23 protein-coding genes are annotated in these 26177 nt (G+C 44.4%); 14 read left to right on the top strand and 9 right to left on the bottom strand.

Annotated features, from left to right (window positions below):
- Positions 1 to 41: 41 nt before the first annotated feature.
- Entirely contained in the window at positions 42 to 596 is a 555-nt protein-coding gene (locus FEM33_RS19665) for a hypothetical protein (protein ID WP_139013702.1), read from the bottom strand.
- 39 nt (positions 597 to 635) lie between these two features.
- Positions 636 to 2825 (bottom strand): glutamine synthetase III family protein, encoded by a 2190-nt coding sequence (locus tag FEM33_RS19660; protein ID WP_374756443.1) that lies wholly within the window; start codon positions 2823 to 2825, stop codon positions 636 to 638.
- 141 nt (positions 2826 to 2966) lie between these two features.
- Here FEM33_RS19660 and FEM33_RS19655 point away from each other — a divergent pair, with 141 nt between their 5' ends.
- Complete coding sequence (locus FEM33_RS19655) at positions 2967 to 4802, top strand: LTA synthase family protein (RefSeq protein WP_139013700.1); 1836 nt, start codon at positions 2967 to 2969, stop codon at positions 4800 to 4802.
- Positions 4803 to 4839: 37 nt separating this feature from the next.
- A complete protein-coding gene (gene mtaB, locus FEM33_RS19650; RefSeq protein WP_139013699.1) occupies positions 4840 to 6168 on the top strand; it encodes a tRNA (N(6)-L-threonylcarbamoyladenosine(37)-C(2))-methylthiotransferase MtaB in 1329 nt (442 codons plus the stop codon).
- A gap of 88 nt (positions 6169 to 6256) precedes the next feature.
- On the opposite strand, the gene FEM33_RS19645 is transcribed toward mtaB, so the two are convergent.
- From FEM33_RS19645 to FEM33_RS19635, 3 genes are all read right to left on the bottom strand, one after another.
- Positions 6257 to 7576 carry an ammonium transporter gene (locus FEM33_RS19645; RefSeq protein WP_139013698.1) on the bottom strand — a complete coding sequence of 440 codons (1320 nt, stop codon included), beginning with the start codon at positions 7574 to 7576 and terminating at the stop codon, positions 6257 to 6259.
- A 44-nt stretch (positions 7577 to 7620) separates the two neighbouring features.
- Positions 7621 to 8844 carry a porin gene (locus FEM33_RS19640; protein WP_374756442.1) on the bottom strand — a complete coding sequence of 408 codons (1224 nt, stop codon included), beginning with the start codon at positions 8842 to 8844 and terminating at the stop codon, positions 7621 to 7623.
- A gap of 346 nt (positions 8845 to 9190) precedes the next feature.
- A complete protein-coding gene (locus FEM33_RS19635; RefSeq protein ID WP_138280399.1) occupies positions 9191 to 9538 on the bottom strand; it encodes a 4Fe-4S binding protein in 348 nt (115 codons plus the stop codon).
- 130 nt (positions 9539 to 9668) lie between these two features.
- On the opposite strand from FEM33_RS19635, the gene FEM33_RS19630 reads away from it, so the two are divergent.
- The gene (locus tag FEM33_RS19630; protein ID WP_201747805.1) at positions 9669 to 10691 is read left to right on the top strand and encodes an acyl-CoA reductase; all 1023 of its coding nucleotides are present in this window, start codon (positions 9669 to 9671) and stop codon (positions 10689 to 10691) included.
- Here FEM33_RS19630 and FEM33_RS19625 read toward each other — a convergent pair whose 3' ends face one another.
- Positions 10692 to 11501 carry an alpha/beta hydrolase gene (locus FEM33_RS19625; RefSeq protein WP_229214319.1) on the bottom strand — a complete coding sequence of 270 codons (810 nt, stop codon included), beginning with the start codon at positions 11499 to 11501 and terminating at the stop codon, positions 10692 to 10694.
- Between the two features lie 114 nt (positions 11502 to 11615).
- Here FEM33_RS19625 and FEM33_RS19620 point away from each other — a divergent pair, with 114 nt between their 5' ends.
- From FEM33_RS19620 to FEM33_RS19590, 7 genes are all read left to right on the top strand, one after another.
- Positions 11616 to 12323, top strand: coding sequence for an esterase family protein (locus FEM33_RS19620; protein WP_139013697.1), 708 nt, complete (start codon positions 11616 to 11618; stop codon positions 12321 to 12323).
- A 66-nt stretch (positions 12324 to 12389) separates the two neighbouring features.
- The gene (locus FEM33_RS19615) at positions 12390 to 13562 is read left to right on the top strand and encodes an ATP-grasp domain-containing protein (RefSeq protein ID WP_139013696.1); all 1173 of its coding nucleotides are present in this window, start codon (positions 12390 to 12392) and stop codon (positions 13560 to 13562) included.
- Between the two features lie 27 nt (positions 13563 to 13589).
- Positions 13590 to 14690, top strand: a complete 1101-nt coding sequence (locus FEM33_RS19610) for a carboxylate-amine ligase (RefSeq protein ID WP_139013695.1) — start codon at positions 13590 to 13592, stop codon at positions 14688 to 14690.
- A gap of 100 nt (positions 14691 to 14790) precedes the next feature.
- A complete protein-coding gene (locus tag FEM33_RS19605) occupies positions 14791 to 15645 on the top strand; it encodes a type 1 glutamine amidotransferase (protein ID WP_139013694.1) in 855 nt (284 codons plus the stop codon).
- Between the two features lie 27 nt (positions 15646 to 15672).
- Positions 15673 to 16866 (top strand): hypothetical protein, encoded by a 1194-nt coding sequence (locus FEM33_RS19600; protein WP_139013693.1) that lies wholly within the window; start codon positions 15673 to 15675, stop codon positions 16864 to 16866.
- A gap of 4 nt (positions 16867 to 16870) precedes the next feature.
- Positions 16871 to 18082, top strand: a complete 1212-nt coding sequence (locus tag FEM33_RS19595; RefSeq protein ID WP_139013692.1) for an aspartate aminotransferase family protein — start codon at positions 16871 to 16873, stop codon at positions 18080 to 18082.
- A gap of 92 nt (positions 18083 to 18174) precedes the next feature.
- The gene (locus FEM33_RS19590; protein WP_139013691.1) at positions 18175 to 19050 is read left to right on the top strand and encodes an aldose 1-epimerase family protein; all 876 of its coding nucleotides are present in this window, start codon (positions 18175 to 18177) and stop codon (positions 19048 to 19050) included.
- Between the two features lie 69 nt (positions 19051 to 19119).
- On the opposite strand, the gene trxA is transcribed toward FEM33_RS19590, so the two are convergent.
- The 3 genes from trxA to FEM33_RS19575 all read right to left on the bottom strand — a co-directional run bounded on the left by trxA (position 19120) and on the right by FEM33_RS19575 (position 23919).
- Positions 19120 to 19452 (bottom strand): thioredoxin, encoded by a 333-nt coding sequence (trxA, locus tag FEM33_RS19585; protein ID WP_139013690.1) that lies wholly within the window; start codon positions 19450 to 19452, stop codon positions 19120 to 19122.
- Between the two features lie 85 nt (positions 19453 to 19537).
- Positions 19538 to 23188 (bottom strand): DNA polymerase III subunit alpha, encoded by a 3651-nt coding sequence (dnaE, locus tag FEM33_RS19580; protein WP_139013689.1) that lies wholly within the window; start codon positions 23186 to 23188, stop codon positions 19538 to 19540.
- 59 nt (positions 23189 to 23247) lie between these two features.
- Positions 23248 to 23919, bottom strand: a complete 672-nt coding sequence (locus FEM33_RS19575; protein ID WP_139013688.1) for a DUF2461 domain-containing protein — start codon at positions 23917 to 23919, stop codon at positions 23248 to 23250.
- Between the two features lie 116 nt (positions 23920 to 24035).
- Here FEM33_RS19575 and FEM33_RS19570 point away from each other — a divergent pair, with 116 nt between their 5' ends.
- The 4 genes from FEM33_RS19570 to FEM33_RS19555 are packed head-to-tail and all read left to right on the top strand — an operon-like array spanning position 24036 to position 26138.
- Positions 24036 to 24260 carry a hypothetical protein gene (locus FEM33_RS19570; protein WP_139013687.1) on the top strand — a complete coding sequence of 75 codons (225 nt, stop codon included), beginning with the start codon at positions 24036 to 24038 and terminating at the stop codon, positions 24258 to 24260.
- 4 nt (positions 24261 to 24264) lie between these two features.
- Entirely contained in the window at positions 24265 to 24573 is a 309-nt protein-coding gene (locus FEM33_RS19565) for a type II toxin-antitoxin system RelE/ParE family toxin (protein ID WP_139013686.1), read from the top strand.
- Between the two features lie 15 nt (positions 24574 to 24588).
- Positions 24589 to 25566, top strand: a complete 978-nt coding sequence (trpS, locus tag FEM33_RS19560; RefSeq protein ID WP_139013685.1) for a tryptophan--tRNA ligase — start codon at positions 24589 to 24591, stop codon at positions 25564 to 25566.
- Positions 25563 to 26138, top strand: a complete 576-nt coding sequence (locus tag FEM33_RS19555) for a phosphatase PAP2 family protein (protein ID WP_139013684.1) — start codon at positions 25563 to 25565, stop codon at positions 26136 to 26138. Before trpS ends, FEM33_RS19555 begins: the two co-directional genes overlap by 4 nt.
- The last annotated feature ends 39 nt before the right edge of the window (positions 26139 to 26177 follow it).

Genomic DNA, 26177 nt, shown 5'->3' with positions numbered 1-26177 from the left:
GCCACGCTAGCGTGGCTTTTTTTACAACTTGGACTTCGGGATCAGTCTTCGTCTTCACTTCCTGAAAAAGAATACAAGGTCGGATCAAGCTGTAATCTGCCGGTATTGAAACGGAGAATGAAATCATTGATCACTTTCTCGTTGATTTCGGTTTTGTTCAATCCTACTTCCAGGCCGATGCCGTATTCAAATTCGTCGTCCACTTCAACGTGCTCACGAACGGTAATTTCTTCATTTTCCTCGATTTCTTCAATAAATTCGGTCAGCAGCAATTCTGCTTCCTCGTCGTCTTCCTCGCTGATGTTCTCATTTCCGGTCCTTTCGTCTCTGGAAACATAGCCGGGAATTTCCTTTTGTACCCTTTCCAGCGCAGCGTCATAAACAAGTGTGGAATGATGCAGTCTTAGTGTATAGATCAGGGCATCATAAATGACTTCCTTTTCCTTGTAAAAACCGACAAACTGAACATGCGCGTGTTCGCTGTTTTCATCTTCTTCCTCTTCCAGCTCGTCATCAACATAAATAAAGTTCAACCGCTCTGCCTTGCATTCGTTTTTAAGCTGGGCAATTTCTTCTGGATCAAATCCCGGATTCATAATAGTTGTTATAGTTTGTTTTAAAGAATCTCCGTAAAATTACTCCAAAAATAACATTTCACGGTACTTTGCCAAAGGCCAGTCTTCGTCATCGATCAATAATTCCAGCTTATCCACATGATACCGGATATTCTCGAAGTAGCCTTTTACCTCCGATCCGTAGAATTTGGCTTTTTCAAGCAGATCCTCCATGCTGTTTGCCGTTTTCCTGCTTTCCGTCATTTCATGCACAAGTCGCTTGATAATCACGACGTGCGAAGAAATATCCTTGATGATTTCCTTGATCGGCTCCGCTTCTTCCAGCATTTCCAGATCGGTCAGCGAACGCGCCGTTTGCGCCAGCTTGAACTGGTATTTTACAACCGTCGATACAATATGGTTCAACGCCAGATCACCGATGACACGCGATTCGATCTGAAGTTTTTTAATGTAATTTTCAAGTTCGATCTCATACCTGGCATGCAATTCCCTCGAACTCAGAATGCCCATTCTTTCAAACACATGCACCGTCTTGTCTGAAATATAAGCATGCAATGCCTCGTACGTTGCGCTGATGTTGCTCAAACCCCGCTTTTTCGCCAGTTCAATCCACTCTTCAGAATAGCCGTTTCCTTCAAACAGTATATTTTTGGATTCGGTAAAATATCTTTTCAGGATTTCAACCGTTGCTACTTTTTTCTCTTCTCCCGCCGCAAGCCTTTCATCCATTTCTTTCCGGAACTCCATCAATTGCGCCGCAACAATCGTGTTCAGCACAATCATTGGCGAAGCACTGTTCTGCGAACTCCCGACTGCGCGGTATTCAAACTTATTTCCGGTAAAGCAGAACGGAGACGTCCGGTTTCGGTCCGTATTGTCACGCTGCAGATGCGGAATACGCGTAATGCCGAGCTTGTAATAGAAATTTTCGCCTTTTTCCAGCGTTATTTCGCCTTTGCTGACGAGTTCTTCCAGCATGGCCGTAAGGTCTTTGCCTAGGAAAACAGAAACAATGGACGGCGGCGCTTCATTGGCGCCGAGACGGTGTTCATTGCCCGCAGAAGAAATGGAAGCCCGGAGCAGATCCGCATGATCGTGTACTGCTTTAACCACATTCATCAGAAAAGTAAGGAACCGCAGATTTTCCTTCGGCTTGGACGTGGGCGCAAGCAGATTGATGCCCGTATCCGTGGAAAGTGACCAGTTATTATGCTTGCCGCTGCCATTTATTCCTGCAAATGGTTTTTCATGAAAAAGCACCTGAAAATTATGTTTGTCGCCGACTTTCTGCATCAGGTCCATTAACAGGGCATTATGGTCAATGGCCAGATTGATTTCTTCAAAAGTCGGCGCACATTCAAACTGCCCCGGTGCCACTTCGTTATGTCTTGTACGTACCGGAATTCCTAGTTTGAGTGCCTCAAATTCAAAATCAACCATAAAGGCATTTACACGCGGCGAAATGGAACCGAAATAATGATCGTCCAGCTGCTGTCCGCGTGCCGGACTGTGTCCGAAAACCGTCCTGCCGGCCATCAGAAGGTCCGGACGTGCATAATAAAGCGCTTTATCAACTAGAAAATATTCCTGCTCAATGCCTAATGTCGGCGTCACTTTATCTACATCGCGGTTGAAAAACTGGCATACGGCCGTTGCAGCTTTATCCAGCATAACCAGCGAACGAAGCAGCGGTGCCTTGTAATCCAGCGCCTCGCCGGTATAGGAAATAAAAACGGACGGAATGCAGAGCGTCTTCCCTCCTGCCCCGTTATCCATCAGAAAAGCCGGCGAACTCGGGTCCCAGCCGGTGTAGCCCCGGGCTTCAAAAGTTGCACGAAGTCCTCCGCTCGGAAAAGAGGACGCGTCCGGCTCCTGCTGCACCAATGCGCTTCCCTTAAATTTTTCTACGGCTTTTCCGTCAATCGTCAGATCAAAAAATGAATCGTGTTTTTCGGCAGTTGTGCCCGTTAACGGCTGAAACCAGTGTGTATAATGTGTCGCGCCCTTGGAAATAGCCCAGGATTTCATGGCTGCGGAAACTTCGTCGGCGACTTCCCTGTCGATCGTGGAACCGGAACGGATGGCATTCGAGATCTTTGTATAAGCCTCTGCGGAAAGCAAGGTCCGCATCACATCGTCACTGAATGTATTGCTTCCATAAAGGTCCGCAACTTTTTCGGCGGGAGGGGTTAAAACGGGGGAAACACGTCCCTGAGCAATCTCAAAAGCTTTGGATCGAAAAGTCATTATGTATTGATTTATATTAATTCTCCTCAAAATTATTTATTTAACCGTACGAACAACAATTATGCGGTACATTTTCATTTATTGTCTTTTGTGTTATCATTTGATTAAGCATTTTTCGGAACTTTGCAGATTCGTTGATTTGCCATGATTAAAAGATTAAAGTTCCTTTTTATATACGGATTGACCTGGATTGTCTTCTTTCAGTTTCTGCGGGTTATATTCTTTGCCTATCATTACAAAAAAGCGCTTGAACTTTCGTCCTCTTTATGGGTCAGCAGCGCTTTTCACGGTTTGAGAATGGACATTTCTTTTGCCGCATACATTCTGGTGATACCGGCCTTGCTCATTGCATTCACCGCAGGAAAGTGGAACTGGTATAAAAAAACAGCCATTGTTTACAGCATCGTCATTTCGTTTCTGATTACATTGCTTGCCGTTGCCGATCTCGAACTTTTTCGTGCGTGGGGATTCCGGATCGAAGGTTCCATTCTGCAGTATCTCAAAACGCCGACTGAAGCGTTTGCATCCATGGGCGCTGCGCCCGTATTTCCGCTTGTGCTTTTGTTTGCATTCATCTTTGTGCTTATTTCAAGTCTTTTAACAACCGTCATCCGCAGAAGTGTAAGTGCATTTGAACGGTCCGGCTTTTACTTCACGATTCCTGCATTTATTCTCCTGACAGCCAGCCTTATTGTTCCGATCCGCGGAGGATTTCAGCTTGCTCCGATGAATGAAAGCGCGGTTTTTTTCAGCAACAAAAGCTTTGCAAACTATGCGGCTGTGAACGTGCCTTGGAATTTCATGAGCTCGGTTATAAACGCTACATACAGTACGAAAAACCCATTTGTTTACTTCAAGGAAAATGAAGCAGAAAAAATGGTTTCTTCCTTGTACGGCGCCGGCGGGGAAACTGAAAAAATTATCAGAACCGGAAAAGATGTGAATATCATTCTCATTATCTGGGAAAGTTTTACGGCCAAAGTCGCCGGCAATCTGGACGGCATGAAAAATGTTACGCCGGAATTTGAAAGATTGTCGAAGGAAGGAATTTTGTTTACAAACATCTATGCAAGCGGCAACCGCAGTGACAAAGGAATGGTCGCCATTCTCAGCGGTTACCCGGCGCAGCCCACTACTTCGATTATCAAAATACCGAAAAAGACCGTTACACTTCCGTCTTTGCCCGGCGTATTTCACAGAAGCGGCTGGAACACTTCATTTTATTACGGCGGCGAAACGGAGTTTGCGAATATGAAATCCTATTTTCTTCAGCAGGGTTTTGATAAAATCACGGACAAGGAAAGCTTTGACGAATCGGAAATGAATTCCAAATGGGGTGCGCACGATCATGTTGTTTTAAACCGCCTGCTGAGCGATCTCGACACGCAGAAGCAGCCGTTCTTTTCAACGCTTTTTACGCTGAGCAGCCACGAACCTTTTGAAGTTCCGGTAAAAACGGTTATTGAAGGCAACGACCCCGAACACCTTTTCCTGAATGCGCATCATTATACCGACGCATCCATCGGCCGGTTTATTGAACAGGCCAAAAAGAAACCGTGGTGGAAAAATACGCTTGTCGTCATCATTGCGGACCATGGCCATCCGATGCCGGAAACGCAGAAAACGAAACCCAGTGAATTTCATATTCCGATGCTGTGGCTCGGCGGCGTGCTGGAAAAAAGGAATACAAGGATTGATACATTGGCTTCCCAAACGGACCTGGCCGCCACTTTGCTGAACCAGTTTGGTTTGCCTTCTACCGGGTTTATGTGGAGCAATGATATTTTTCGTAAAAACAGGATTCCGTTTGCCTATTTCGCGTTTAATAACGGGCTGGGCTGGATGATGCCGGCCGGTTTTCTGGTGCGTGACAACCTCGGAGGGAATATTACCGAAGAAAATGGGAAACCGGGGAAGTCCGAAGAAGCTTTGGGAAAAGCTTATTTGCAAGCTTCTTTTACGGATTATTTAAAGCGTTGATTATAAAAGATGTAATTTTGCAGAATATTTGAAAACAATGAAAAAAGTCGCTTTTTATACATTAGGCTGCAAACTCAATTATTCCGAAAGTTCTTCCATTGCAAGAATGTTTGAACAGAAAGGATATTCCAAAGTTGAATTCAACGAGTCGCCCGATATTTTTATAATCAATACGTGTTCTGTTACCGAAAATGCAGATAAAAAATGCCGCAAGATTGTAAGAGAGGCACAAAAGATCAATCCGGACGGCTATGTGGCCATTATCGGCTGCTATGCACAGCTGAAACCAAAGGAAATTTCAGAAATTCCGGGCGTTGACGCGGTTCTGGGTGCTGCTGAAAAATTTCGTCTGGCCGATCTGATCGAGACATTCGAAAAAACGCCTTCCGGCCAAGCCGCGCAGGTTCTTGCCTCGCATATCGACAATGCTGTTGATTACCATACTTCCTATTCTTTAAACGACCGCACGCGTACATTTCTGAAAGTACAGGACGGCTGTGATTATCCGTGTTCTTACTGTACCATTCCGCTGGCGCGCGGAAAGAGCCGTTCCGATACGATTGAAAATATTGTAAAAGCGGCCCGTGAAATTGCTGAGCGCAATGTGAAGGAAATTGTACTTACCGGCGTTAACATCGGGGATTTTGGCCTGCATGGAGGTGAACGGAAAGAAACATTCCTGGATCTTGTGAAAGCTCTGGACGAAGTGGAAGGCATTGAACGTTTCCGGATTTCTTCCATTGAACCCAATTTGCTGACGGACCAGATCATTGAATTTGTAGCGCAGTCCAGACGTTTTGCACCGCATTTTCACATTCCGCTGCAATCGGGCTCTAACAAAGTGCTGGGACTGATGAAGCGACGTTACAAACGTGAACTGTATGCCGAACGAATTGCCAAAATAAAATCACTCATGCCGGATTGTTGCATCGGTGTGGATGTAATTGTCGGGCATGCCGGCGAAACGCAGGAATATTTTGAAGAAAGTTACAGGTTCCTGAACGAACTGGACATTTCCTATCTGCATGTTTTCACTTATTCGGAAAGAGAAAATACGGCTGCACTGGCCATTCGCCCGGTTGTCCCCAAAGCAGTAAGAAGTGAACGTTCAAAAATGCTTCACATTCTGTCTGAAAAGAAGAAGCGCCATTTCTATGAAAATCAAATCAATAAAAAAGGGACCGTACTTTTTGAGGATGAAGTTGAAAACGGCCAGATGCTCGGGTTTACAGAAAATTACATCCGCGTTGCCGTCAAATATGATCCTTTGCTGATCAATGAAACCAAGGAAGTGCTTTACAGCAGCCTGAATGAAAACGGATTGATGGAAGTTCAGGAAGTGGACGAAGTGCTTTTCCATGCATAAAGGCCTGATTACTGATACGATTTTCAATTGGTTATTAAATGCAGAAAGCCCGGAAAATCCGGGCTTTCTGCATTTAACGTCAAGTAAATTAGGCTTCTACAAGAAACTCATCATGCTGGCTGATATCCAGACCTGCTTTTTCGTCCATTTCAGAAACACGAAGCGGCAGGATCAGGTCTGTAATTTTAAGCAATGCCAGTGATCCGACAAACGCAAATACCGAAACGCCGACCAATGCAATTACGTGATTGATGAACAAAGTAGTTTCTCCAAATGCAAGTCCCTGATCTGTAACCAGTCCATTAACGCCGCTTGTCGCGAAAACGCCTGTCATCAGCATACCGACCATACCGCCAACTCCGTGGCATGGAAATACGTCCAGCGTGTCATCCAGTGTGGAACGGGTGCGCAGGTGAGCTATATAATTACTGATTACCGCTGCAATTGTTCCGATAAATAATGCGGCAGGAACGGTTACAAAACCCGCAGCAGGCGTAATGGCAACCAGACCAACAACTGCCCCGATGCAAAAACCAAGTGCGGATACTTTTTTACCTCTTGCCACGTCAAACAACACCCACGCCAGACCAGCGGCGCCGGCAGCTGTATTTGTTGTTGCAAAAGCGGAAACGGCAAGCGGAGAAGCAGATAGTGCGGAACCTGCATTGAAACCGAACCAACCAAACCATAGCAAACCTGTTCCAAGCAGTACAAACGGAATGTTTGCAGGCGGCAATACATGATCTTCCATTAAAGATCTGCGTCTTTTCAGGTAAAGTGCACCGGCGAGTGCAGCCCAGCCAGCAGACATATGTACAACCGTTCCGCCGGCAAAGTCAAGTACGCCCATTTTGAAAAGAATGCCTTCTGCATGCCATGTCATGTGCGCCAGTGGCGAGTAAATGAAGATACAAAAGAGAATTATAAACAATACATAGGAGCGGAAATTGATACGTTCGGCCATTGAACCTGTAACGAGTGCCGGCGTGATTACCGCGAACTTCATCTGGAACATGGCAAACAAAGCGAAAGGAATGGTTCCGAAAACCGGCCCGTCCAGAACGCCTTTGAACATGAAGTGTGTCGTCGGACTGCCGACAAAACCGCCGATGTCATCACCAAACGCAAGGCTGAAACCGATTACAACCCAAAGTACACTGATGACACCCATTGCAATAAAACTCTGGAGCATGGTGGAAATAACGTTTTTGTTATTGACCATACCTCCGTAAAAGTAAGCAAGTCCCGGAGTCATCAACAATACAAGTGCAGCTGAAACAAGCAGCCACGCAGTGTCGCCTGAATTGATGCCTTCAGTAACAATCTTGGTGGGGACATCTCCCGCAAATGCACCTAACATGCTGATTACGAGAAGAATAATTAGTGGAACTAAATTACGTTTTTTCATTGTAGTAAATTGTTATTATAATAATAGATTAAGAAGGTATATGATTAAAATTTGTAGATAAATGCGAGTCCGAATGTGGTCTGGCTGTTTTTGGTATAAAATCCTTTGGAATCCTGAAACTGCTGAACTTCTCCTGATCCGTTAACTTTTGGATATGCATCCAGACGGAATTCCGGTTTCAACAGAATGTGTCCGTCTGCAAGGCTGATGTTTCCTGTCAGGGTTACTGAATTTACGCTTGTTCCGGCACCCGAACCTGTAACCAGTCCGCGTACGCCGTTGTCATTGTTAAAGTATTCATAACGTGCCCCGATCCCGAAATGATCCGTAAGAGCCGTATTGGCATAAACCGCTACGCCGCCCCAGGTTTGTGCATCAGCAGGTCCGCCGTACCCCTGATAATCTCCTTTTTGCGAACCGTAAGCGGCATTCAGACCCAGCAGGAACTTTTCAGTGATCTGGTAACTGGTTGTAATATCAAAAAGGCGGTAATGCGCATCCGGCTGGTTACCGGCGGTGTCCGGATTGGCTTCATTGCTGTTAATGAAATTCAGGTAAACGTTCCAGTTGCTTGCAGGAGAAAAATAAAACTGTCCGATAATTCCCTTTTTGCGGTTGTTATCGCCGAGTCCGTCTACATTGTTTACAACACCGAGCATTAAAGATGCCTTGTCGGTAAAAGCATAGGTCGCCTTCACACCCGCATGATAAAACGGGCCATTGTTAAAAAGATTGGAAAGCGAATAGTTGAAATTGGCTGGGGCATCAATGACTTCATAACCAATATGCGTTCCGAACTGGCCCGCGGTCATGGAAAACTTGTCTGTGAATTTATAAGTAAAATAGGCCTGTTTGATCGCAAGCGCCGTACTTGTACTGATGCCATCCATCGGGCTCAGCACATTTCCATAATTGCCGTAATCTGCGTTGGGGCCGAAAGTAAGGTCTACTACTGCTTCCGATTTAGCGTTTGCATATGCAACTCTTGCCTGAACAAGTCCGAGTGAAAACTGGCCGGCTTTGCGGTCAAAAACCCGCGCTGTTCCTGCAACACCCATATTGGAACGTGAAGCGGGCTTGTTGAAGTTGGCCATATAATAGGAGTCCAGGTAACCTGTAAAGGCAAATGCACCTTTGGCTTCTTCATCTTCCTTTACCTCCACTACTACTGTCGTATCTGCTTTAATTGCTTTTTTGTCTTCCTCTGTCTTGGCAAAACCAAGTAAGGGAAACATCAAAGATAATTCTGTACAATAGACTTTTCTCATAATTATATTCTGTTTAAGTTAATATTACGCTCCGGCAGGATTATCAGATCAAATATTGTACTTAAATTATATTTTTCAAATATAAAGAACAGAATTAATGTGTTTTCCTCTAAAAATCATGGTTTTTTACTCTTTTTTATGTCTATAAAACTAAAATAAGCAAAAATCACCTGATTACATACAGAAATTAATATTTTGTATTTTGTAACCAAAACAAAATATTATTACAAATGACAGCTACCAGTTATTAAGAAATTTTATTAATTTATTTACATTTCCGGAAGCTGAGGGCAAAAAAAAAGCCTGCTGATCAGCAGGCTTTAAAATCTTGATTGTTCAGCAGGTTTTATTCACCGTGCATCCATGCTTTCTTGGCAAGCAGCGTATCTTCTTCTTCTTCATTATCCGGATCGGGAACACAGCAATCTACCGGGCAAACAGCCGCACATTGCGGTTCTTCATGAAAACCGACGCATTCGGTACATTTATCTGAAACTATATAGTAGAACTCGTCAGATACCGGAGATTGTTTTTCTTTACCGCTGACAACGGTTCCTTCACCAAAATCAACTTCATCCAAACTTGTTCCATCTCCCCAGGTCCATTCCACGCCTCCTTCATAAATTGCCGTATTCGGGCATTCTGGCTCGCACGCCCCACAATTTATGCATTCATCGGTTATCATTATAGCCATAGTCGCCGGATTGTTTATATTTGTTGCTATTTCTTCTGTTTAGAATAACAAATATAAATATTTATAGTTTCCCGGCAATCACAAAATTTAACATGCCGTTTTTAATTAAACAATTCAGAGTTACCCTATAATGATATCAAGAAACCAACGAATAAATGCCTTTGTAAAGCTCGGAAAATTCATCAGTAACCCGCAAAATTCATCTGTCATCGAAAACTGGATTGATCATGCCAAAAGCAAGAACAACTGGTTTACGCCTGAAAATACTGCGCAGTCGCTGAATGCAATTGCTTCACAATATCTGGATGAAGACAAGCTGACGCAATGGGCTTCGCAATATCCGGAACCCGAATCGGCAAAAAAAATCGGCATTGTCATGGCCGGAAATATTCCTGCCGTAGGTTTTCAGGACGCGCTATGTGTACTCATCAGCGGACACATTCTGCTGGCCAAACCGAGTTCGGACGATTTTGTACTGATCAATGCCATCCTGAACAAACTGACTGATCTGGAACCCGCATTTGAAGATTACATCCGCTTTGTGGAACGCCTGAATGATGCGGATGCTTTCATCGCCACGGGAAGTGACAATACCGCACGCTATTTTCACTATTATTTTGCCAAAAAACCGCACATTATCCGTAAAAACCGGACTTCTGTTGCCGTACTGACCGGGAACGAAACCGAAGCAGAACTGAGTGCACTCGGCCGTGACGTTTTACAGTATTTTGGTCTTGGCTGCCGCAATGTTTCCAAGTTGTATGTTCCAGCAGAATATGATTTTACCAGGTTTTATGAAGCCATTCAGCCTACGGATAAATTATACCTGCATCATCATAAATACTTCAATAATTACGATTATAACAAGTCCATTTTTCTTGTAAACGCCGTTCCGCATTATGATAACGGATTCCTGTTACTCAGAGAAAGTGAAGTGCTTGTGTCGGCAATAAGCGTGCTGCATTATGAAACTTACCGCTCTATTGAAGATGTAAAGGAAAAACTTGCAGCATCTTCGGAAAAAATCCAGTGCATTGTCGGAAGCAGCAATCCGGCTCTGCCGCAAACCGTGGATTTCGGCAAAGCACAGAGTCCCGGCCTTTTTGATTACGCGGATGCCGTGGATACGATGGCGTTTCTGGCTGATTGCTGATTACCGGTTTTCCTTTCCAAAAGCCCATTGCAAAAACTCGGGCAGAACCGCTGACCAGGTTTTCTGGTTATGTTCCCCGAGTTCCACTTCTGTATAAAACACATCTTTTTGCCAGACAAAGCCTTTTCTTTCCAGTTCTGAAATGCATTCCAGCGTATCCTGAATGGAATCAATGACGCCGTCATTATCACGGTCATCATATTCATCCAGCGACCCGCATTGAAACCAGATTTTCAGTTCAGGTTTTAATGCAGTGTTTCTGATCTGCGCATGCATAATGCGGTCGGCATCACTGTAACCTTCGTGCAGTGCTTTCTGCCGCCACCATAACGCACCCGAAAATACGCCGGCTTTCGAGAAAATACCGGAATGGTTCCACGCCATATCCAGCGCCATTAATCCGCCGAGCGAAAACCCGGCGTATGTTACTTCCGATAATCTTACACTGTAATTTTCGTTCAGATACGGAAGCAGTTCCTGCAAAACAAAGTCCGTAGTTGCCTGCGCTTTGTTGCCCCGCCCGGCATAATCGGACATCAAAGCCGTTCCGTATTCAAATATCCTTTCCGGCCCGGCATGAATCCCTGCGACAAGCACCGGAGTCATCCGGTTTTCCGCCTGCATCCGGTTCAGGATTTCATGCATGTGCAGCGCCCCGAAATCCTGACCGTCGTTGAACAGCAGCAAAGGATAGCTTTCAGACGGGTTATATTCAAAAGGAAGAAAAACGGAAATCGCCATTTCCCTTTCCAGAAAAAAAGAATACAGGCATTTATGCTGGAATAAGATTTGCTGTTCAGAAGAATTCAAACGCACTGGCCGGTTAATGATACTTGAAAAACGGACGGCAAGTTATTAATTTGCTTCCTATGATTTGTTTTGTATATTTCATTTATCGTCGTATTCTGTAAAATTTGACACATATTGGAAGAGAAGCACATTAAATATTATTCTCATCATCTCGACAGAAACGTTGATTTGCTTGTTTACGGAAGCTGGGGCTATCCGATTCTGCTTTTTCCGACAACGCTCGGGCGGTTTTATCAGGCTAAGGACATGGGCCTGACCGAAAGTGTACGCATGCAGATTGAATCCGGGAAATACAAGCTTTACTGTGTAGATTCCATTGATGCAGATTCCTGGTATGCAAAGCATCTCAACCCGCAATACCGGGTCCTGAACCATATTCAGTACGACAAGTTCCTGAACAACGAACTGGTTCCTTTTATCAAAAATGAATGCAAAGTCGATAAAATCGGGGTTGCCGGATGCAGCTTCGGAGGCTTTCATGCTGCCAATTATGCCTTCCGTCATCCGGACATGGTCGCCTATCTGATCAGCATGAGCGGTGCATTTGACATCAGGAGCTTTACCGACGGATTTTACGACGATACGGTTTATTTCAATAATCCGGTTGATTTTATGCCGAATGAACAGGGCTGGCGGTACGGGCATATGAAAATCGTGCTCGGAACATCAGACTGGGATATTTGTCTGGACAGCAATTTGAAAATGTCAGGCATTCTCAGCAACAACGGAATTGACCACTGGCTGGATGTGCGCGGCTGGGAAAAGCATGACTGGCCGCTCTGGCACAAAATGTTTCCGGATTACTTATCCCGTATTATGTAAATCCGTATTTACAGATATTTCCGTTAAAAAATGAAAATGCTGGCTTAAACATAACAGTAATATAGTATGAAAAAAATTGGAATATTGTTTGGAATGGAAAATACGTTTCCGAACGCTTTTATTGAAAGAGTGAACAGTAAAGCAGTGGACGGCATTATTGCAGAAGCTGTATCCATTGACAAAGTTGTTCAGGCCGATCCCACGGAATATGCCGTTATCATTGACCGTATTTCACAAGATGTGCCCTTTTACAGAGCATACCTCAAAAATGCAGCTTTGTCCGGGACTGCTGTAATCAATAATCCGTTCTGGTGGAGCGCTGATGAAAAGTTTTTCAATAATGCACTCGCCGAGAAAATCGGGGTTCCGGTTCCGAAGACCGTACTGCTGCCTTCAAGGGAACGTCCTGAAAATACTTCCGAAACCTCTTTCCGCAACCTTGCGTATCCGATGGCCTGGGAAGAAATATTCCAGTATGTAGGTTTTCCGGCATACATGAAACCACATGACGGCGGAGGCTGGAAAAGCGTTTATAAAGTCGTGAACCCGCAGGATATGTGGCACAAACACCAGGAAACCGGACATCTTGTTATGATGTTGCAGGAAGAAGTTGTCTTTGACGATTATTTCCGCTGCTACTGCATCGGGCAGAAAGATGTGCTCATTATGCCTTACGAGCCCAGAAATCCGCATCATCTGAGGTATGCTGCCGAAATAAAAGCCACGGGTGAAGAAAGAGAAAAGTTGCTGGAAACGGTTCGTGACTACACTTTAAAGCTGAACGTTGCCTTGGGTTACGACTTCAATACCGTCGAATTTGCAGTACGCGACGGCATTCCGGTTGCCATTGATTTCTGTAATCCTGCGCCGGACGCAGACATTTATTCCGTCGGACCCGACAATTTTGAATGGGTTGTGGAAGCTGCGGCAAACATGGCCATTGAACGTGCTCAAAAGCATGTTCCCGGACAATCAAACCTGACGTGGGGAACATTTGTAAAAGATGCAATCGGTACGCCGCAGATGGCTGCCGAACCTGCATCGGTACCGTCTGCGCCAGCTGCACCGGTTACGTCTGCAAAGGAAGTTAAAGTAAAATCTGTCGCGCCTAAAAAAGCACTGAAGCCGGTTGAAGACAAAGGATTTGAAACAATCCTGGAACCGGCTCCCAAAATACCAACCAAAAAAGCGGCTGCAACCAAAGCGCCGGCCAAAAATTCCAAATTGGATAAATCTTAACCAATCATTTCAGCGCAGCTTTTTATTATGGCAACTTTCACTCTGGGAATTGAAGAAGAATTTCAGACCATTGATCCCGTTACGCGCAATCTGCGGTCGCATATGTCCAAACTTGTGGAGGACGGGAAAATCACACTTAAGGAAAGAGTAAAAGCAGAAATGCATCAGGCGGTTGTGGAAGTAGGGACAAATATCTGCCATAATATTCAGGAAGCGCGTGAAGAGGTCACTTATTTAAGGAAAATGATTCTGGACCTTGCGGAAAAACAGAATCTGCAGGTCGCCGCAGCCGGAACGCATCCTTTTGCCGACTGGGTGGAACAGCTCATTACGCCGGATCCGCGCTATGATGAGATTATTGACGAAATGCGTGATGTAGCTCGCGGAAATCTCATTTTCGGTCTGCATGTGCATGTCGGGATTGAAAGCCGGAACGAAGGCATCGAAATCATGAACGCCGTGCGGTATTTTCTGCCGCATATTTATGCATTGTCGACCAACTCGCCTTTCTGGTGCGGCAGAAATACCGGTTTCAAATCCTACCGTTCCAAGGTTTTTGATAAATTTCCGAGAACCGGAATCCCGGACTTTTTTGCAAGTGCTTCGGAATACGATGAATATGTCGCATTGCTGATCAAGACCAAATGCATTGACAACGGCAAGAAAATCTGGTGGGATATCCGGCTTCACCCGTTTTTCAATACCATTGAATTCCGCATGTGCGATGTGCCCATGCGAACGGACGAAACCATTTGCCTGGCCGCCATTATGCAGGCGCTTGTAGCCAAAATCCATAAACTGCACCGCATGAACCTCAGCTTCCGGCCCTATCACCGGATGCTGATCAATGAAAACAAATGGCGCGCCGCACGGTATGGCATTCACGGCAAACTCATTGATTTTGGTAAACAGGAGGAAGTCGAGTACAGTATTCTGGTGGAAGAACTGCTGGAATTTATTGACGATGTTGTAGATGAACTCGGCAGCAGACATGAAATAAGTTACATTCACGAGATCATGCGAATGGGAACCGGTGCAGACCGCCAGCTTGCCGTATTTGAACAAACCGGAAATATGAGCGCCGTTGTGGATTACATTGTTTCCGAAACCAAGGTCGGGTTGTATTAAAATTCAATTTGAGTGTGAATTTATTGACAGTAAATATGTTAACTTAATTTACACTTTCTTAAAACTAAAAGCTGAGTGCATTGTATTCAGCTATTATAAAATGAACACGAATCATAAACATTTCCATATTGCAATCCTCGACATGTACAGCGGGGTGGACAATGAAGGAATGCGCTGCATCAAAAAGATCATTACGGCATTCGGTGAACAGGAAGCCATTCCTGTAACTTATACCATTTTCGACGTACGCCAGAAGCTTGAAGTTCCGGGAATGGAATTCGATGCTTACATTTCAACCGGCGGGCCCGGAAATCCGGCACCTGTCGGGGAAGCCTGGGAACGAAAGTTCTTCAGTTTTCTGGACCAGCTTCTGCATTTTAACCAAAATCGCCGCAACCGCACCAAAAAACATCTGTTTCTGATTTGTCATTCTTTTCAGATGGCATGCATTCACTGGCAGCTTGCGGCGGTGAGTAAAAGAAGAAAAACGTCATTCGGTACTTTTCCCGTGCATAAAACGCTTTCGGGCAGAAAAGATCCGCTTCTGAACGCACTTGAAGACCCTTTTTATATCGTCGATTCAAGGGATTTTCAGGTGACGCAGCCGAATCAGCAAATGTTTGAAAGCATGGGTGCCAAGCTGCTTTGCCTTGAAAAAATCCGTCCGCATGTCCCGCTTGAACGCGCCGTTATGGCGATCCGGTTCAGCAATGAAATTGTCGGAACGCAGTTTCATCCCGAAGCAGATGCCGAAGGAATGCTCCGTTATTTTCTTAGAGAAGATAAAAAAACAAGTATAATTGCCAATTACGGTGAAGCCAAATACAATGACATGATCCGTAATCTGAATGATTCCGAAAAAATCATGCGGACAGAAGCAGTTATCATTCCGTCCTTTCTGAAGAATGCTTACCAGAAAACTTTTACGCAGGCAGTAACAGCAGATTTAGCCTAAACATAGTAATCAAATCCAGCATTTAACATGCAAAAAGAAGCACGCGAAGCTTACAATCAATCATTTACAGAAAACAAATATCAGGAGTTCCTGAAAGCTTTTGAAGTCGATTTTCCCGGACAGCTTGATTTCCGGATAGCAGAAACGCCTGTTTTCATTCCGGCTGAGCTAAAAAACAAAATCATTCAGGCTTCCGGAGAAATTATTGATTCGCTGCTGTCGCCGGATTTCAAGGAGAAAACGGACCGTGCGGTTCCTGAAAATGAATCGGTGCCGAATGAAAACGCGCATACTTCTTTTCTGGCCATTGATTTTGCAGTCTGCAGGAACGAATCCGGAGAATTGCATCCTCAGTTGATTGAGTTACAAGGCTTTCCCTCCATATTTGGTTATCAGGCTTACTTGTCTGAACTGTTTCGTAAATACTTTGATATTCCTGCCGATTTCCACTATTGTTTTGGTGCGGATTCTTATGAAGAATATGTAAACAAGCTCCGCAGCCTGATCGTTGCCGGCGATAATCCTGAACAGGTTATTTTGCTTGAAATTTTTCCCGAAAAGCAGAAAACGCGCATTGATTTTGCCATTACGGAGCAAATGCTGGGCGTCAAAGCCGTTTGTTATACCAAACTGATCCGCGAAGGAAGAAAGTTGTATTATGAAGATAACGGCAGAAAAATTCAGGTCAAAAGGATTTATAACCGCCTGATTTTTGATGATCTGAAGAAATATTCCGGTCTGGAAACCAGCTATCACTTTACTGATGATGTCGACGTGAAATGGGTCGGCCATCCCAACTGGTTTTACCGGATCAGTAAATTTGCCTTGCCGTTCCTGAAAAGCAGTTTTGTGCCGAAAACCGATTTTGTAAGCAATTTCAACGGCCATTATCCTGCTGATCTTGAAAATTATGTGTTGAAACCATTGTTTTCCTTTGCCGGTTCGGGTGTTCAGCTGCATGTTTCGGAAGAACTGCTCAAAACCATCCCGGACCCTGAAAATTATATTCTGCAGAGAAAAGTAAACTACGAACCGGTTATCCAGGCTCCGGACGGACTGGTTAAATGCGAGATCAGGATGATGTACGGCTGGAACGATTCCGCAGAAAAACCTGAATTACTGATTAGTTTAAGCCGTTTGAGTCGTGGAGAAATGATTGGTGTGGATTATAACAAAAACTTCACCTGGGTCGGAGGAAGCGCTACATTTTTTGAAAAGTAACATCATGCACATTACACATCGCCAGCATTTTTTTGATCACCTAGCTCAAACTTCTGATTATCCGCTGGCACTGGAAATTGATAAAGCCGAAGGCATTTACATGTACAGTCCGGATGGCAAGCGGTACATGGACCTTATCTCCGGAATTGCCGTCAGCAATGTCGGCCACAGACATCCGAAAGTAATTGAAGCCATTCACAATCAGCTTGATAAACACATGCATTTGCTGGTTTACGGCGAATTTGTACAAAGTTCACAAGTTCAGCTTGCCGCATCGCTGGCCAATACGTTGCATCTTGCACAGGCAACTTTGTCGCCGTTTGGAGCCATTAACAATGTTTATTTTACCAATTCGGGTACCGAAGCGGTAGAAGGCGCCATGAAACTGGCCAAGCGTTTTACCAGACGTTCGGAATTTATTTCCTGCTACAATGCCTATCACGGCGCAACGCAAGGCGCACTGAGCCTTGCAGGCGCCGAGTTCTTAAAAAACAGCTTTCGTCCGCTGCTTCCGGGAATCAAACATATCAGGCACGGGTATTTACCGGATATTGAAAAAATCAGTGAAAAAACAGCAGCCGTTGTCATTGAAGTAATTGGCGGCGAATCGGGTGTGAGAGTTCCTTCTGATGCGTATTTTCCGGCATTGCGTGAAAAATGTACTCAAACCGGCACGTTGCTGATCGTGGATGAAATCCAGACAGGATTCGGACGAACAGGCAGTTTCTGGGCGTTTGAGCAATTCGGTTTTTACCCTGATATTCTGTTAAGTGCCAAAGGAATGGGCGGCGGTATGCCGATCGGTGCGTTTATGGCTTCGCATGATATCATGCAGGTTTTAAAATCCAGACCCATTCTTGGACATATTACCACTTTCGGCGGCCATCCGGTAAGCTGCGCGTCTTCACTCGCTGCCCTGAATGTAACGCTGGAAGAAAACCTTGCAGCAAAAGCCATTGAAAAAGGTGCGCTTTTCAAATCCCTGCTTGTTCACCCCAAAATCAGTGAAGTAAGAGGAAAAGGACTTATGCTTGCAGCCCAAATGGATTCCTTTGAAGTTTTAAAAGATACAATTGATAAATGCATTGAAAAGGGTGTGGTTATAGACTGGTTTTTATTTTGCGACAATGCCATGCGGATCGCACCGCCGCTCACCATTTCAGAAGAACAGATTACCGAAGCGTGTGCTGTTATTCTAAGTGTTTTGAATCAATGATTGTGAAATAATTTTATGGGATTAAATATTTTATCAACATGTCGGAAACCCAAAACGCATAAATTAACAAGCTTTAAACCTTTGACCTTAAAATGGAATATTCAATTGAAAATGACTTTCTGAGGATTTCAGTAAAACAAACCGGAGCTGAACTTTGCAAAATACAATCTGTGAAAACCGAAAAAGATTTTATGTGGGATGCAGACCCGAATGTTTGGGCAAGTTCCGCACCCGTCCTTTTTCCGGTGATTGGAGCAGTCAAAAATGGTTTTGTAAAATATAAAGGCAATGATTTTGCTGTTCCGCGGCATGGTATGATCAGAAACAATGCCAACGTTGAATTGGTAAAACAAACGGAAAACAGTCTGACTTTCGGACTTAAATTCAGCGAGGAAACCTTAAAGATTTACCCTTTTGATTTTGAGTTCCTGATAACTTATCAGTTGGAATCTCATGAAATAATCGTTAACCATCAGGTCATCAATCACGGCAAGGAGGAAATGCTGTTTTCGCTGGGCGGACATCCGGCGTTTAAATGCCCTTTGCATGAAGACGAAGTTTATGAAGATTATTATCTTGAATTTGAAGCGGTGGAAACGGATTCAACGTGGCTGCTTGAAGATGGCCTGGTTAGCAAAAATACAAAGCCCGTTCTTGAAAATACCAATGTGCTGCATTTGCACAAACATCTGTTCGATCAGGATGCACTGATATTCAAACACCTTATTTCCAAAACTGTAAGTCTGCGCAGTACAAAGTCGCCGGAAGTTGTAACCATGCGCTTTAATGACTTTCCATACCTTGGGATTTGGGCAAAGCCGCAGGCGGAATTTGTTTGCATCGAACCCTGGCTCGGCATCGCCGACAGTACCGATTCTGACCAGAACTTTGAAACAAAGGAAGGTATTTTAAAACTAGCTTCCGGCCAGACTTTCGAGGCTTCTTTTTCGATTGCGATATATGAGTAGAAACTAATAATGCATAAAACAAAAAAAGGCTCCAAGCGGAGCCTTTTTCATTATCTTCAATCGCAATACTTATACAGTAGCCGCGATCTGAGCATTTAATTTATCTTCCAAAGTTGTTTTAGGAACAACGCCAACAACTTTATCAACCAATTGTCCGCCTTTGAAAATCATTAATGTCGGGATGCTGCGAATACCGAATTTAGCAGGTATCGATGAGTTCATATCCACGTCCATTTTACCAACAACGGCTTTTCCATCATACTCGCCGGCCAGCTGCTCTACAACAGGTCCGATCATTTTACATGGGCCACACCATTCTGCCCAAAAATCTACAAGTACTGGTTTGTCGCCCTGGATAAGTTCTTCAAAGGTGCTATCGGTAATTTCAATTGCTTTTCCCATGTCAAAAATTGTCTAATGTTTTTTATTAATCTGATGCTATAAGGAATTATACGTACTAAAAGTTCCGGATTCCTTTAATTACAAACTAGTTTAAAGAGAATTTTACGCCGTGAAATCCGCTGAGCACTTTAAAGAGTTCATTGGATGGTGAAACCCTGTATCCGCGCGATAGCATCTCTACTTCAAGATGTGTTTCAGGATCGGTAACCACCATATTCACAGAACACTGGCCGGGATGATTACCGAAAGTATCATTCAGCAAATGAATAAACTGGGCGTCGATCTGATCCAGTGCCAGATTGATCTTTATTTTCCTGCACATTTTTTCACGTATTTCAGGCAGCAGCTGAATCTGTGTGATTTTAAACTCAAACTGATCTTCCTGTTTCCAGCGGTTCTGGACTTTTCCTTTGATGTACAGAAACTGTCCGACCTGAAGATAATTCTTGAAACGGATGTAATCCTCGCCGCCCAAAAGCATTTCCATGGAACCGCGGTAATCTTCCAATTTAAAGATCATGAAAAGACTTCCGTTTCGCGACATTCTTTCCATGGCGCTTGTAACAATCCCGCCGACGCTGATTTCCTTGCCAAAATATTTGGGTGACTTCTCGCCTTCTGCTATTTCCATCACCTTGTCCAGCGTACAGTTGCAGAAATTGTCAAGTTCCACGCGGAAAGTATCCAGCGGATGGCCTGAAATATAAAATCCGACCACTTCCTGTTCGTAACGAAGCTTTGTCAGATCGTCCCAGGGCATTACTTCGGCAGCTCTTGGCTTCGCCAGCATGGAACTGCCCATTCCCATCGAACCGAACAACGAAGCCTGTGCGGAAGATTTTTCTGCATGATAATTGTTGGCATATTTGATCAGGCGCTCGATAAATGTTCCGTTTTCTCCGGGTTCGGTTGCAAAATACTGTGCACGGTGATATTCCGGAAAACAGTCGAAGCTGCCCGCATAGGCCAGACTTTCAATCGTTTTCTTGTTAACCGTTCTTAAATTGACGCGGGTTATAAAGTCAAATATATCCTTGTAAGGTCCGTTCAGGTTGCGTTCTTCAATAATCGATTCCACTGCAGCGTCTCCGCTACCTTTTACACCCGCAAGCCCGAAGCGTATCTCATTCCTGTTGTTGGCATTGAACTGCCGGTCCGACTCATTGATATCCGGCCCAAGTACCTTGATTCCCTGCGCCTTGCACTCTTCCATAAAGAAGGTGATCTTTTCAATGTTTCCAAGTGAGCTGGTGAGTACCGCCGACATGTATTCTGCCGTATAATGCGCTTTGAGGTATGCAGTCTGATACGCAACAAAAGCGTAACACGTTGAATGCGACTTGTTGAAGGCATACGATGCAAATGCTTCCCAGTCCGTCCAGATCTTTTCCAGCTTCTTGGCATCCAGACCTTTTGCCGTTCCGCCTTTCATGAAATCGCCCTTCATTTTGTTCAGCGTTTCAATCTGCTTTTTACCCATGGCCTTACGCAAGGTATCGGCTTGTCCTTTTGTAAAGCCGCCCAGTTTCTGGGACAAAAGCATAACCTGTTCCTGATAAACCGTAATTCCGTATGTATCGGCAAGGTATTCTTCCAGCTCGGGCAGATCGTACGTAATTTCCTCCTGTCCGTTCTTTCTTCGTATGAAGTTCGGAATGTATGCAATCGGGCCGGGACGGTACAAGGCGTTCATGGCGATCAGGTGCTCAAAACGGTCTGGAATAAGGTCGCGCATGTGCTTTTTCATTCCGTCCGATTCAAACTGGAAAATGGCATTGGTTTCACCACGCTGGAACAGTTCAAAAACTTTCGGGTCGTCCAGCGGAATGTCGTCAATAACAATATCTTTATTGTGATTCTGTTTGATCAGCCGCAATGCTTCCTTTATAATGGTCAGGTTTCGGAGCCCCAGAAAGTCCATTTTGATTACACCGGCATCTTCAATGATTTTTCCCTGATATTGGGTAATCAGAAAATCGGAATCCTTGGAAGTACTCACCGGTATAATTTCGGTAAGATCACTTGGCGCAATGATAATCCCCGCAGCGTGGATACCGGTGTTGCGGACGGTTCCTTCCAGCCGCCTTGCTTCCTGTAAAACACTCGCCTGCAAATCAGTACCGGATGCAATGGCACGCATTTTCTTTACATTGTCCAGCTCGTCCGGCGCAATGCCTTCTTTTTTCAGCAAACTGCCCTCTCCTTCCAGCGGCGCTGTAAATATGCGGTTCAGCGTCATGTTATAAGTCGGCTTGTCCGGAACCAGCTTGGCCAGTGCATTGGCGTCGGCAAGCGGAAGATCCATAACGCGTGCAACATCCTTGATCGCCGATTTGGCAGCCATCGTACCGTATGTTACAATCTGCGCAACCTGATTGTAGCCATATTTTTTAACAACATAATCAATGACTTTCTGACGGCCTTCATCATCAAAATCGGTATCAATATCGGGCAATGAAATCCGGTCCGGATTCAGAAAACGCTCAAACAGCAGGTCGTACTTGATCGGGTCAATGTTCGTGATTCCCGTACAATAGGCAACGACGGAGCCCGCCGCGGAACCACGGCCCGGACCTATGAATACGCCCATATTTCTGCCCGCTTCAATAAAATCCGCAACAATCAGGAAGTAACCGGGAAAGCCCATGTTCCGGATCGTATTCAGCTCAAAGTTGAGGCGTTCTTCAATTTCGGGTGTAACGGTGCCGTACTTTCTGCGCGCGCCTTCAAAGGTTAAATGCTTTAGATATTCCCACTGGTTCAGAACGTCCGCTGTAAGTTCTTTTTTACCAGCCATTTCCGACAGGGTATGCGTTTTGAATTCCTCCGGAATCGGGAAATTCGGAAGCAGAATGTCTTTTCTTAAATCAAGGGTTTTTATCTTATCGACGATCTCGTTTGTATTGTCCAGCGACTCCGGCAGGTCGTTAAACAGCTTCATCATTTCACTGGTATTCTTGAAATAAAACTGGTCGTTGAAAAACGCAAAACGCGAGCCTTTCGGAATTCCTTTATCGTCATCAAAATCCTTGGCCGAAGGCGTACTCTGCTTGTCACCGGTATTGATACAAAGCAGAATATCGTGCGCATTCCAGTCTTCCTGATCTACATAATGCGAATCATTTGAAGCAATAATCTTGACGTTATATTTCTTGGCAAACCGTACAAGCACTTCATTCACAATGTACTGATCGCGGATTTCATGACGCTGCAATTCTACGTAAAAATCATCGCCAAAAAGATTCAGCCACCATCTGAATTCCTTTTCCGCTTCTTCTTCGCCTTTTTTAAGAATGGTCTTCGGGATAATGGCACCAATGCAGCAAGTCGTTGCAATCAGTCCCTGATGGTATTTGACGATCAGCTCCTTGTCAATCCGCGGGTACTTGCCGTACATGCCTTCCATAAAGCCCAGCGAACACATTTTCACAAGGTTTTTATAGCCGATTTCATCTTTTGCAAGCAGCAGCTGGTGATGGCGAACGTCTTTTTTATCTTTTGTAAACTGACGGACATGCCTGTCTTCCACGACGTAAAACTCGCAGCCGACGATCGGCTTGATGCCCTGCTTGTTCCCTTCCGCAACAAACTCGAACACACCGAACATATTGCCGTGGTCGGTAATGGCAACGGCCGGCATGTTGTCTTCCTTTGCCTTTTTAAATAGTTTTTTTATATCCGCCGCACCGTCCAGCAGTGAAAACTGGGTATGGCAATGTAAGTGGGAAAACTGCATGTGATCAGATAAAGTGATTGAACAATGGACTTTCAACGCGAAATTTCAATGACCTGAAATCATTGTTCCGCATGCTGTTCATATAATATATAATTCATATAGTCGGTAAAAGGTTTAAGAATCCTGACACCTTTTAACACTTTTTCACCAAAATCTTTGGAAGCCACTTCCTTATCCGTAAAACGGTGCATAAAGAAAAGCTGTTTACGTTTAAGAAGCCCGATTTCCGGGTGATCTTTCGGGTAACCTTTGGGCATGGTCTTAAGGGATTCGCCGGATATCTCAGGGAAAAAAGTTCTGAATTCCTTGTTTTCGATAATCGCTTTCAGTTCGCCGGCATTGTAATCAATTTCCTGCCGGTAACGGGCAATCTGCTCGGAAGTGGTTTCCCACATTCCTCCGCCCAGAAAAGTCTGGTCATGCGGCTGAATCTGGATATAATAATCGATTTTACCCGAACTTTTACCGCCCGGACCGATTCCTGCGCTCAGGTTATTCTTATACGGCGCCTTGTTTTTGGAAAACCGGATATCACGGTTTATGCGCAAAAGGCATTCTTTTATCTGAAGATTTCCAAGGTCCTGAAACTTTCCGATCTGCTGAATCAGAAAACCTACGAGATTTTCCATATCTGCTTTGGCGGCGTCATAATCTTTGCGGTGCTCCTGAAACCAGTCTCTGTTGTTATTTTCTGCTAATTGGCTGAGGAAGTGAAGTGTTTGGGATTCCATTGTGATTTATTGCAACGATAAAATTCAAATCTACTACGTTTTCTTGTTCAATTTAACGAATTTTGGCAAATAGAAACAGGAAGGTATTCCTTAAAAACGCTAACTGACTGAAAGATATGAATGTCCAATTTTTGTCAAACGAAGAAGGAAAAAAGACCGCCGTTGTGATACCGATCAAGGATTGGGAAGAAATTCAGAAAAAGCTGAATAAAGAAGAAGACTTTTGGGAAGAGCTTCCGGATCATGTCAAAGACGGCATTGCAAAAGGACAAAGACAATCCCTTGATGGCGAAACCAGATCGCATGACGAAGTAATGCAGAAGTACAACAAGTATTTATAATTAGATGAGTAAAAATATTCGCTGGACTCAGGAAGCTGAAGAAAGCTTTGCACACATTATCTGCCATTTGGAGGAAAAATGGTCTGAAAATCAGGTTAAGAAATTTATTAAGATTGTAAACAACGCATTGAAGCAAATAGCAGAATTTCCTTATATGTATGAGGCTTCAGTTTACAATCCAAAAGTAAGGAAGGGGTTTATTGCCAAACAATGTTCGCTCTTCTATGAAATCAATGAAGATACCATTGTACTGCTTTTTTTCTGGGATAATCGCAGAAAGCCGATCAGAAACTTTCAAAAACAAAACAAGTAATTTTTTTAGATATAAATGGCCAGAGTCCTTACCGGCATTCAAAGCAGCGGGCGTCCTCATCTGGGGAACATTTTAGGAGCAATCCTGCCCGGAATCGAATTATCAAAAAATCCTGAAAACGAGTCGTTTTTCTTCATTGCAGACCTTCATTCCCTTACTTCACTGAAAGACGGAGCGCTGAGAACGGAATATGTCCGTGCTGTGGCGGCTGCCTGGCTTGCACTCGGGTTCGATTACAAGAAGAATGTATTCTGGCGGCAGTCGCGGGTTCAGGAACATACCGAACTGGCCTGGTACCTGAACTGCTTCACGCCTTTTCCCATGCTGGCCAATGCGACTTCGTTCAAGGAAAAATCTGAAAAACTGGCGGATGTAAATGCCGGACTGTTTACATATCCTGCGCTTCAGGCAGCCGATATCCTGCTTTATGATGCCAATATCATTCCCGTCGGAAAAGACCAGAAGCAGCATCTGGAAATGACCAAAGACATTGCAAACCGTTTCAACCAACTCGCCGGAGCAGAAATTCTGGTACTGCCGGAACCACAAATTGACGAAGCAGTCATGACCGTTCCGGGCATAGACGGACAGAAAATGAGCAAGTCGTATCATAATTACATTGACATTTTCGTGCCGGAAAATGAACTGAAAAAAATTACTAAAAAGATTGTCTCCGATTCCACGCCACTGGAAGACCCGAAAGATCCGGATGCGGACATTACGTTTAAATTGTACAGCCTCGTTGCATCGCCGTCCGACGTAGCTGCCATGCGTCAGAATTACGAAAAGGGCGGCTATGGTTACGGCCATGCCAAACAGGCATTGTTCGAATGCCTGCTGGAAAAATTTGCCGAGCCGCGCAGGATTTTCAATTACTATATGGAAAATGAAAGTGAGCTTGAAAACATCTTGACCGAAGGCGAAGAAAAAGCAAGGGCCATCGCACAGCAAACCATTACCAAAGTCCGTAAAATACTCGGATTCAGCTCATGATGCATATGGTTGAAATGTTAATCCGTTCCGATCAGGAATTGTTTCTCTTGCTGAACAGCATGCATACGCCATGGCTGGACACGCTGATGTACTGGATTACGTTCAAATATACATGGATTCCGCTTTATCTTTTTTTGGTCGTTATTACCATGCGATATAACAGAAAAGAAGGCTTTGCAACGATTGCAATGGTTCTGATTGCTGTGATCATTGCAGATAAAATTACGTCAGGGTTTATGAAGCCGTATTTTATCCGCTTCCGGCCATGCCATGAACCTACTTTACAGGGGATGTTTAATCAGGTAACGGACTGCGGCGGCCTGTACGGGTTTGCTTCCTCACATGCTTCCACAAGTTTTGCAGTGGCTTTTACATGGTTTGCTTTTCTGAAAACAAAAGTCCGGTATATGGGCCTGATTTTTTTATGGGCAATCGTATATTCATACAGCAGAGTATATGTAGGCGTGCATTATCCGGGCGATATCCTCACCGGCGCTTTGATCGGAATGCTGGTCGGATGGCTTTGTGTGCAGCTCTACAATACTTTTTTAATAAAATATTACCGCAATTAACTGATTTTACTTAATTTTGCGCAAATTTTAGATTGGCCA

This window comes from Dyadobacter flavalbus, from assembly GCF_006149045.1.
GTDB lineage: Bacteria > Bacteroidota > Bacteroidia > Cytophagales > Spirosomataceae > Dyadobacter > Dyadobacter flavalbus.
This window is presented reverse-complemented; position numbering and strand designations above follow the sequence as displayed.

What these genes read in the sequence shown, in the direction of transcription:
- FEM33_RS19610 (WP_139013695.1), top strand. Translation starts at nt 13,590, where the DNA reads ATGGCAACTTTCACTCTGGGAATTGAAGAAGAATTTCAGACCATTGAT.
- dnaE (WP_139013689.1), bottom strand. Translation starts at nt 23,188, where the DNA reads ATGCAGTTTTCCCACTTACATTGCCATACCCAGTTTTCACTGCTGGAC.
- FEM33_RS19595 (WP_139013692.1), top strand. Translation starts at nt 16,871, where the DNA reads ATGCACATTACACATCGCCAGCATTTTTTTGATCACCTAGCTCAAACT.
- FEM33_RS19635 (WP_138280399.1), bottom strand. Translation starts at nt 9,538, where the DNA reads ATGGCTATAATGATAACCGATGAATGCATAAATTGTGGGGCGTGCGAG.
- FEM33_RS19615 (WP_139013696.1), top strand. Translation starts at nt 12,390, where the DNA reads ATGAAAAAAATTGGAATATTGTTTGGAATGGAAAATACGTTTCCGAAC.
- FEM33_RS19645 (WP_139013698.1), bottom strand. Translation starts at nt 7,576, where the DNA reads ATGAAAAAACGTAATTTAGTTCCACTAATTATTCTTCTCGTAATCAGC.
- FEM33_RS19655 (WP_139013700.1), top strand. Translation starts at nt 2,967, where the DNA reads ATGATTAAAAGATTAAAGTTCCTTTTTATATACGGATTGACCTGGATT.
- FEM33_RS19630 (WP_201747805.1), top strand. Translation starts at nt 9,669, where the DNA reads ATGATATCAAGAAACCAACGAATAAATGCCTTTGTAAAGCTCGGAAAA.
- mtaB (WP_139013699.1), top strand. Translation starts at nt 4,840, where the DNA reads ATGAAAAAAGTCGCTTTTTATACATTAGGCTGCAAACTCAATTATTCC.
- FEM33_RS19640 (WP_374756442.1), bottom strand. Translation starts at nt 8,844, where the DNA reads ATGAGAAAAGTCTATTGTACAGAATTATCTTTGATGTTTCCCTTACTT.
- FEM33_RS19665 (WP_139013702.1), bottom strand. Translation starts at nt 596, where the DNA reads ATGAATCCGGGATTTGATCCAGAAGAAATTGCCCAGCTTAAAAACGAA.
- FEM33_RS19600 (WP_139013693.1), top strand. Translation starts at nt 15,673, where the DNA reads ATGCAAAAAGAAGCACGCGAAGCTTACAATCAATCATTTACAGAAAAC.
- trpS (WP_139013685.1), top strand. Translation starts at nt 24,589, where the DNA reads ATGGCCAGAGTCCTTACCGGCATTCAAAGCAGCGGGCGTCCTCATCTG.
- trxA (WP_139013690.1), bottom strand. Translation starts at nt 19,452, where the DNA reads ATGGGAAAAGCAATTGAAATTACCGATAGCACCTTTGAAGAACTTATC.
- FEM33_RS19565 (WP_139013686.1), top strand. Translation starts at nt 24,265, where the DNA reads ATGAGTAAAAATATTCGCTGGACTCAGGAAGCTGAAGAAAGCTTTGCA.
- FEM33_RS19575 (WP_139013688.1), bottom strand. Translation starts at nt 23,919, where the DNA reads ATGGAATCCCAAACACTTCACTTCCTCAGCCAATTAGCAGAAAATAAC.
- FEM33_RS19570 (WP_139013687.1), top strand. Translation starts at nt 24,036, where the DNA reads ATGAATGTCCAATTTTTGTCAAACGAAGAAGGAAAAAAGACCGCCGTT.
- FEM33_RS19555 (WP_139013684.1), top strand. Translation starts at nt 25,563, where the DNA reads ATGATGCATATGGTTGAAATGTTAATCCGTTCCGATCAGGAATTGTTT.
- FEM33_RS19590 (WP_139013691.1), top strand. Translation starts at nt 18,175, where the DNA reads ATGGAATATTCAATTGAAAATGACTTTCTGAGGATTTCAGTAAAACAA.
- FEM33_RS19605 (WP_139013694.1), top strand. Translation starts at nt 14,791, where the DNA reads ATGAACACGAATCATAAACATTTCCATATTGCAATCCTCGACATGTAC.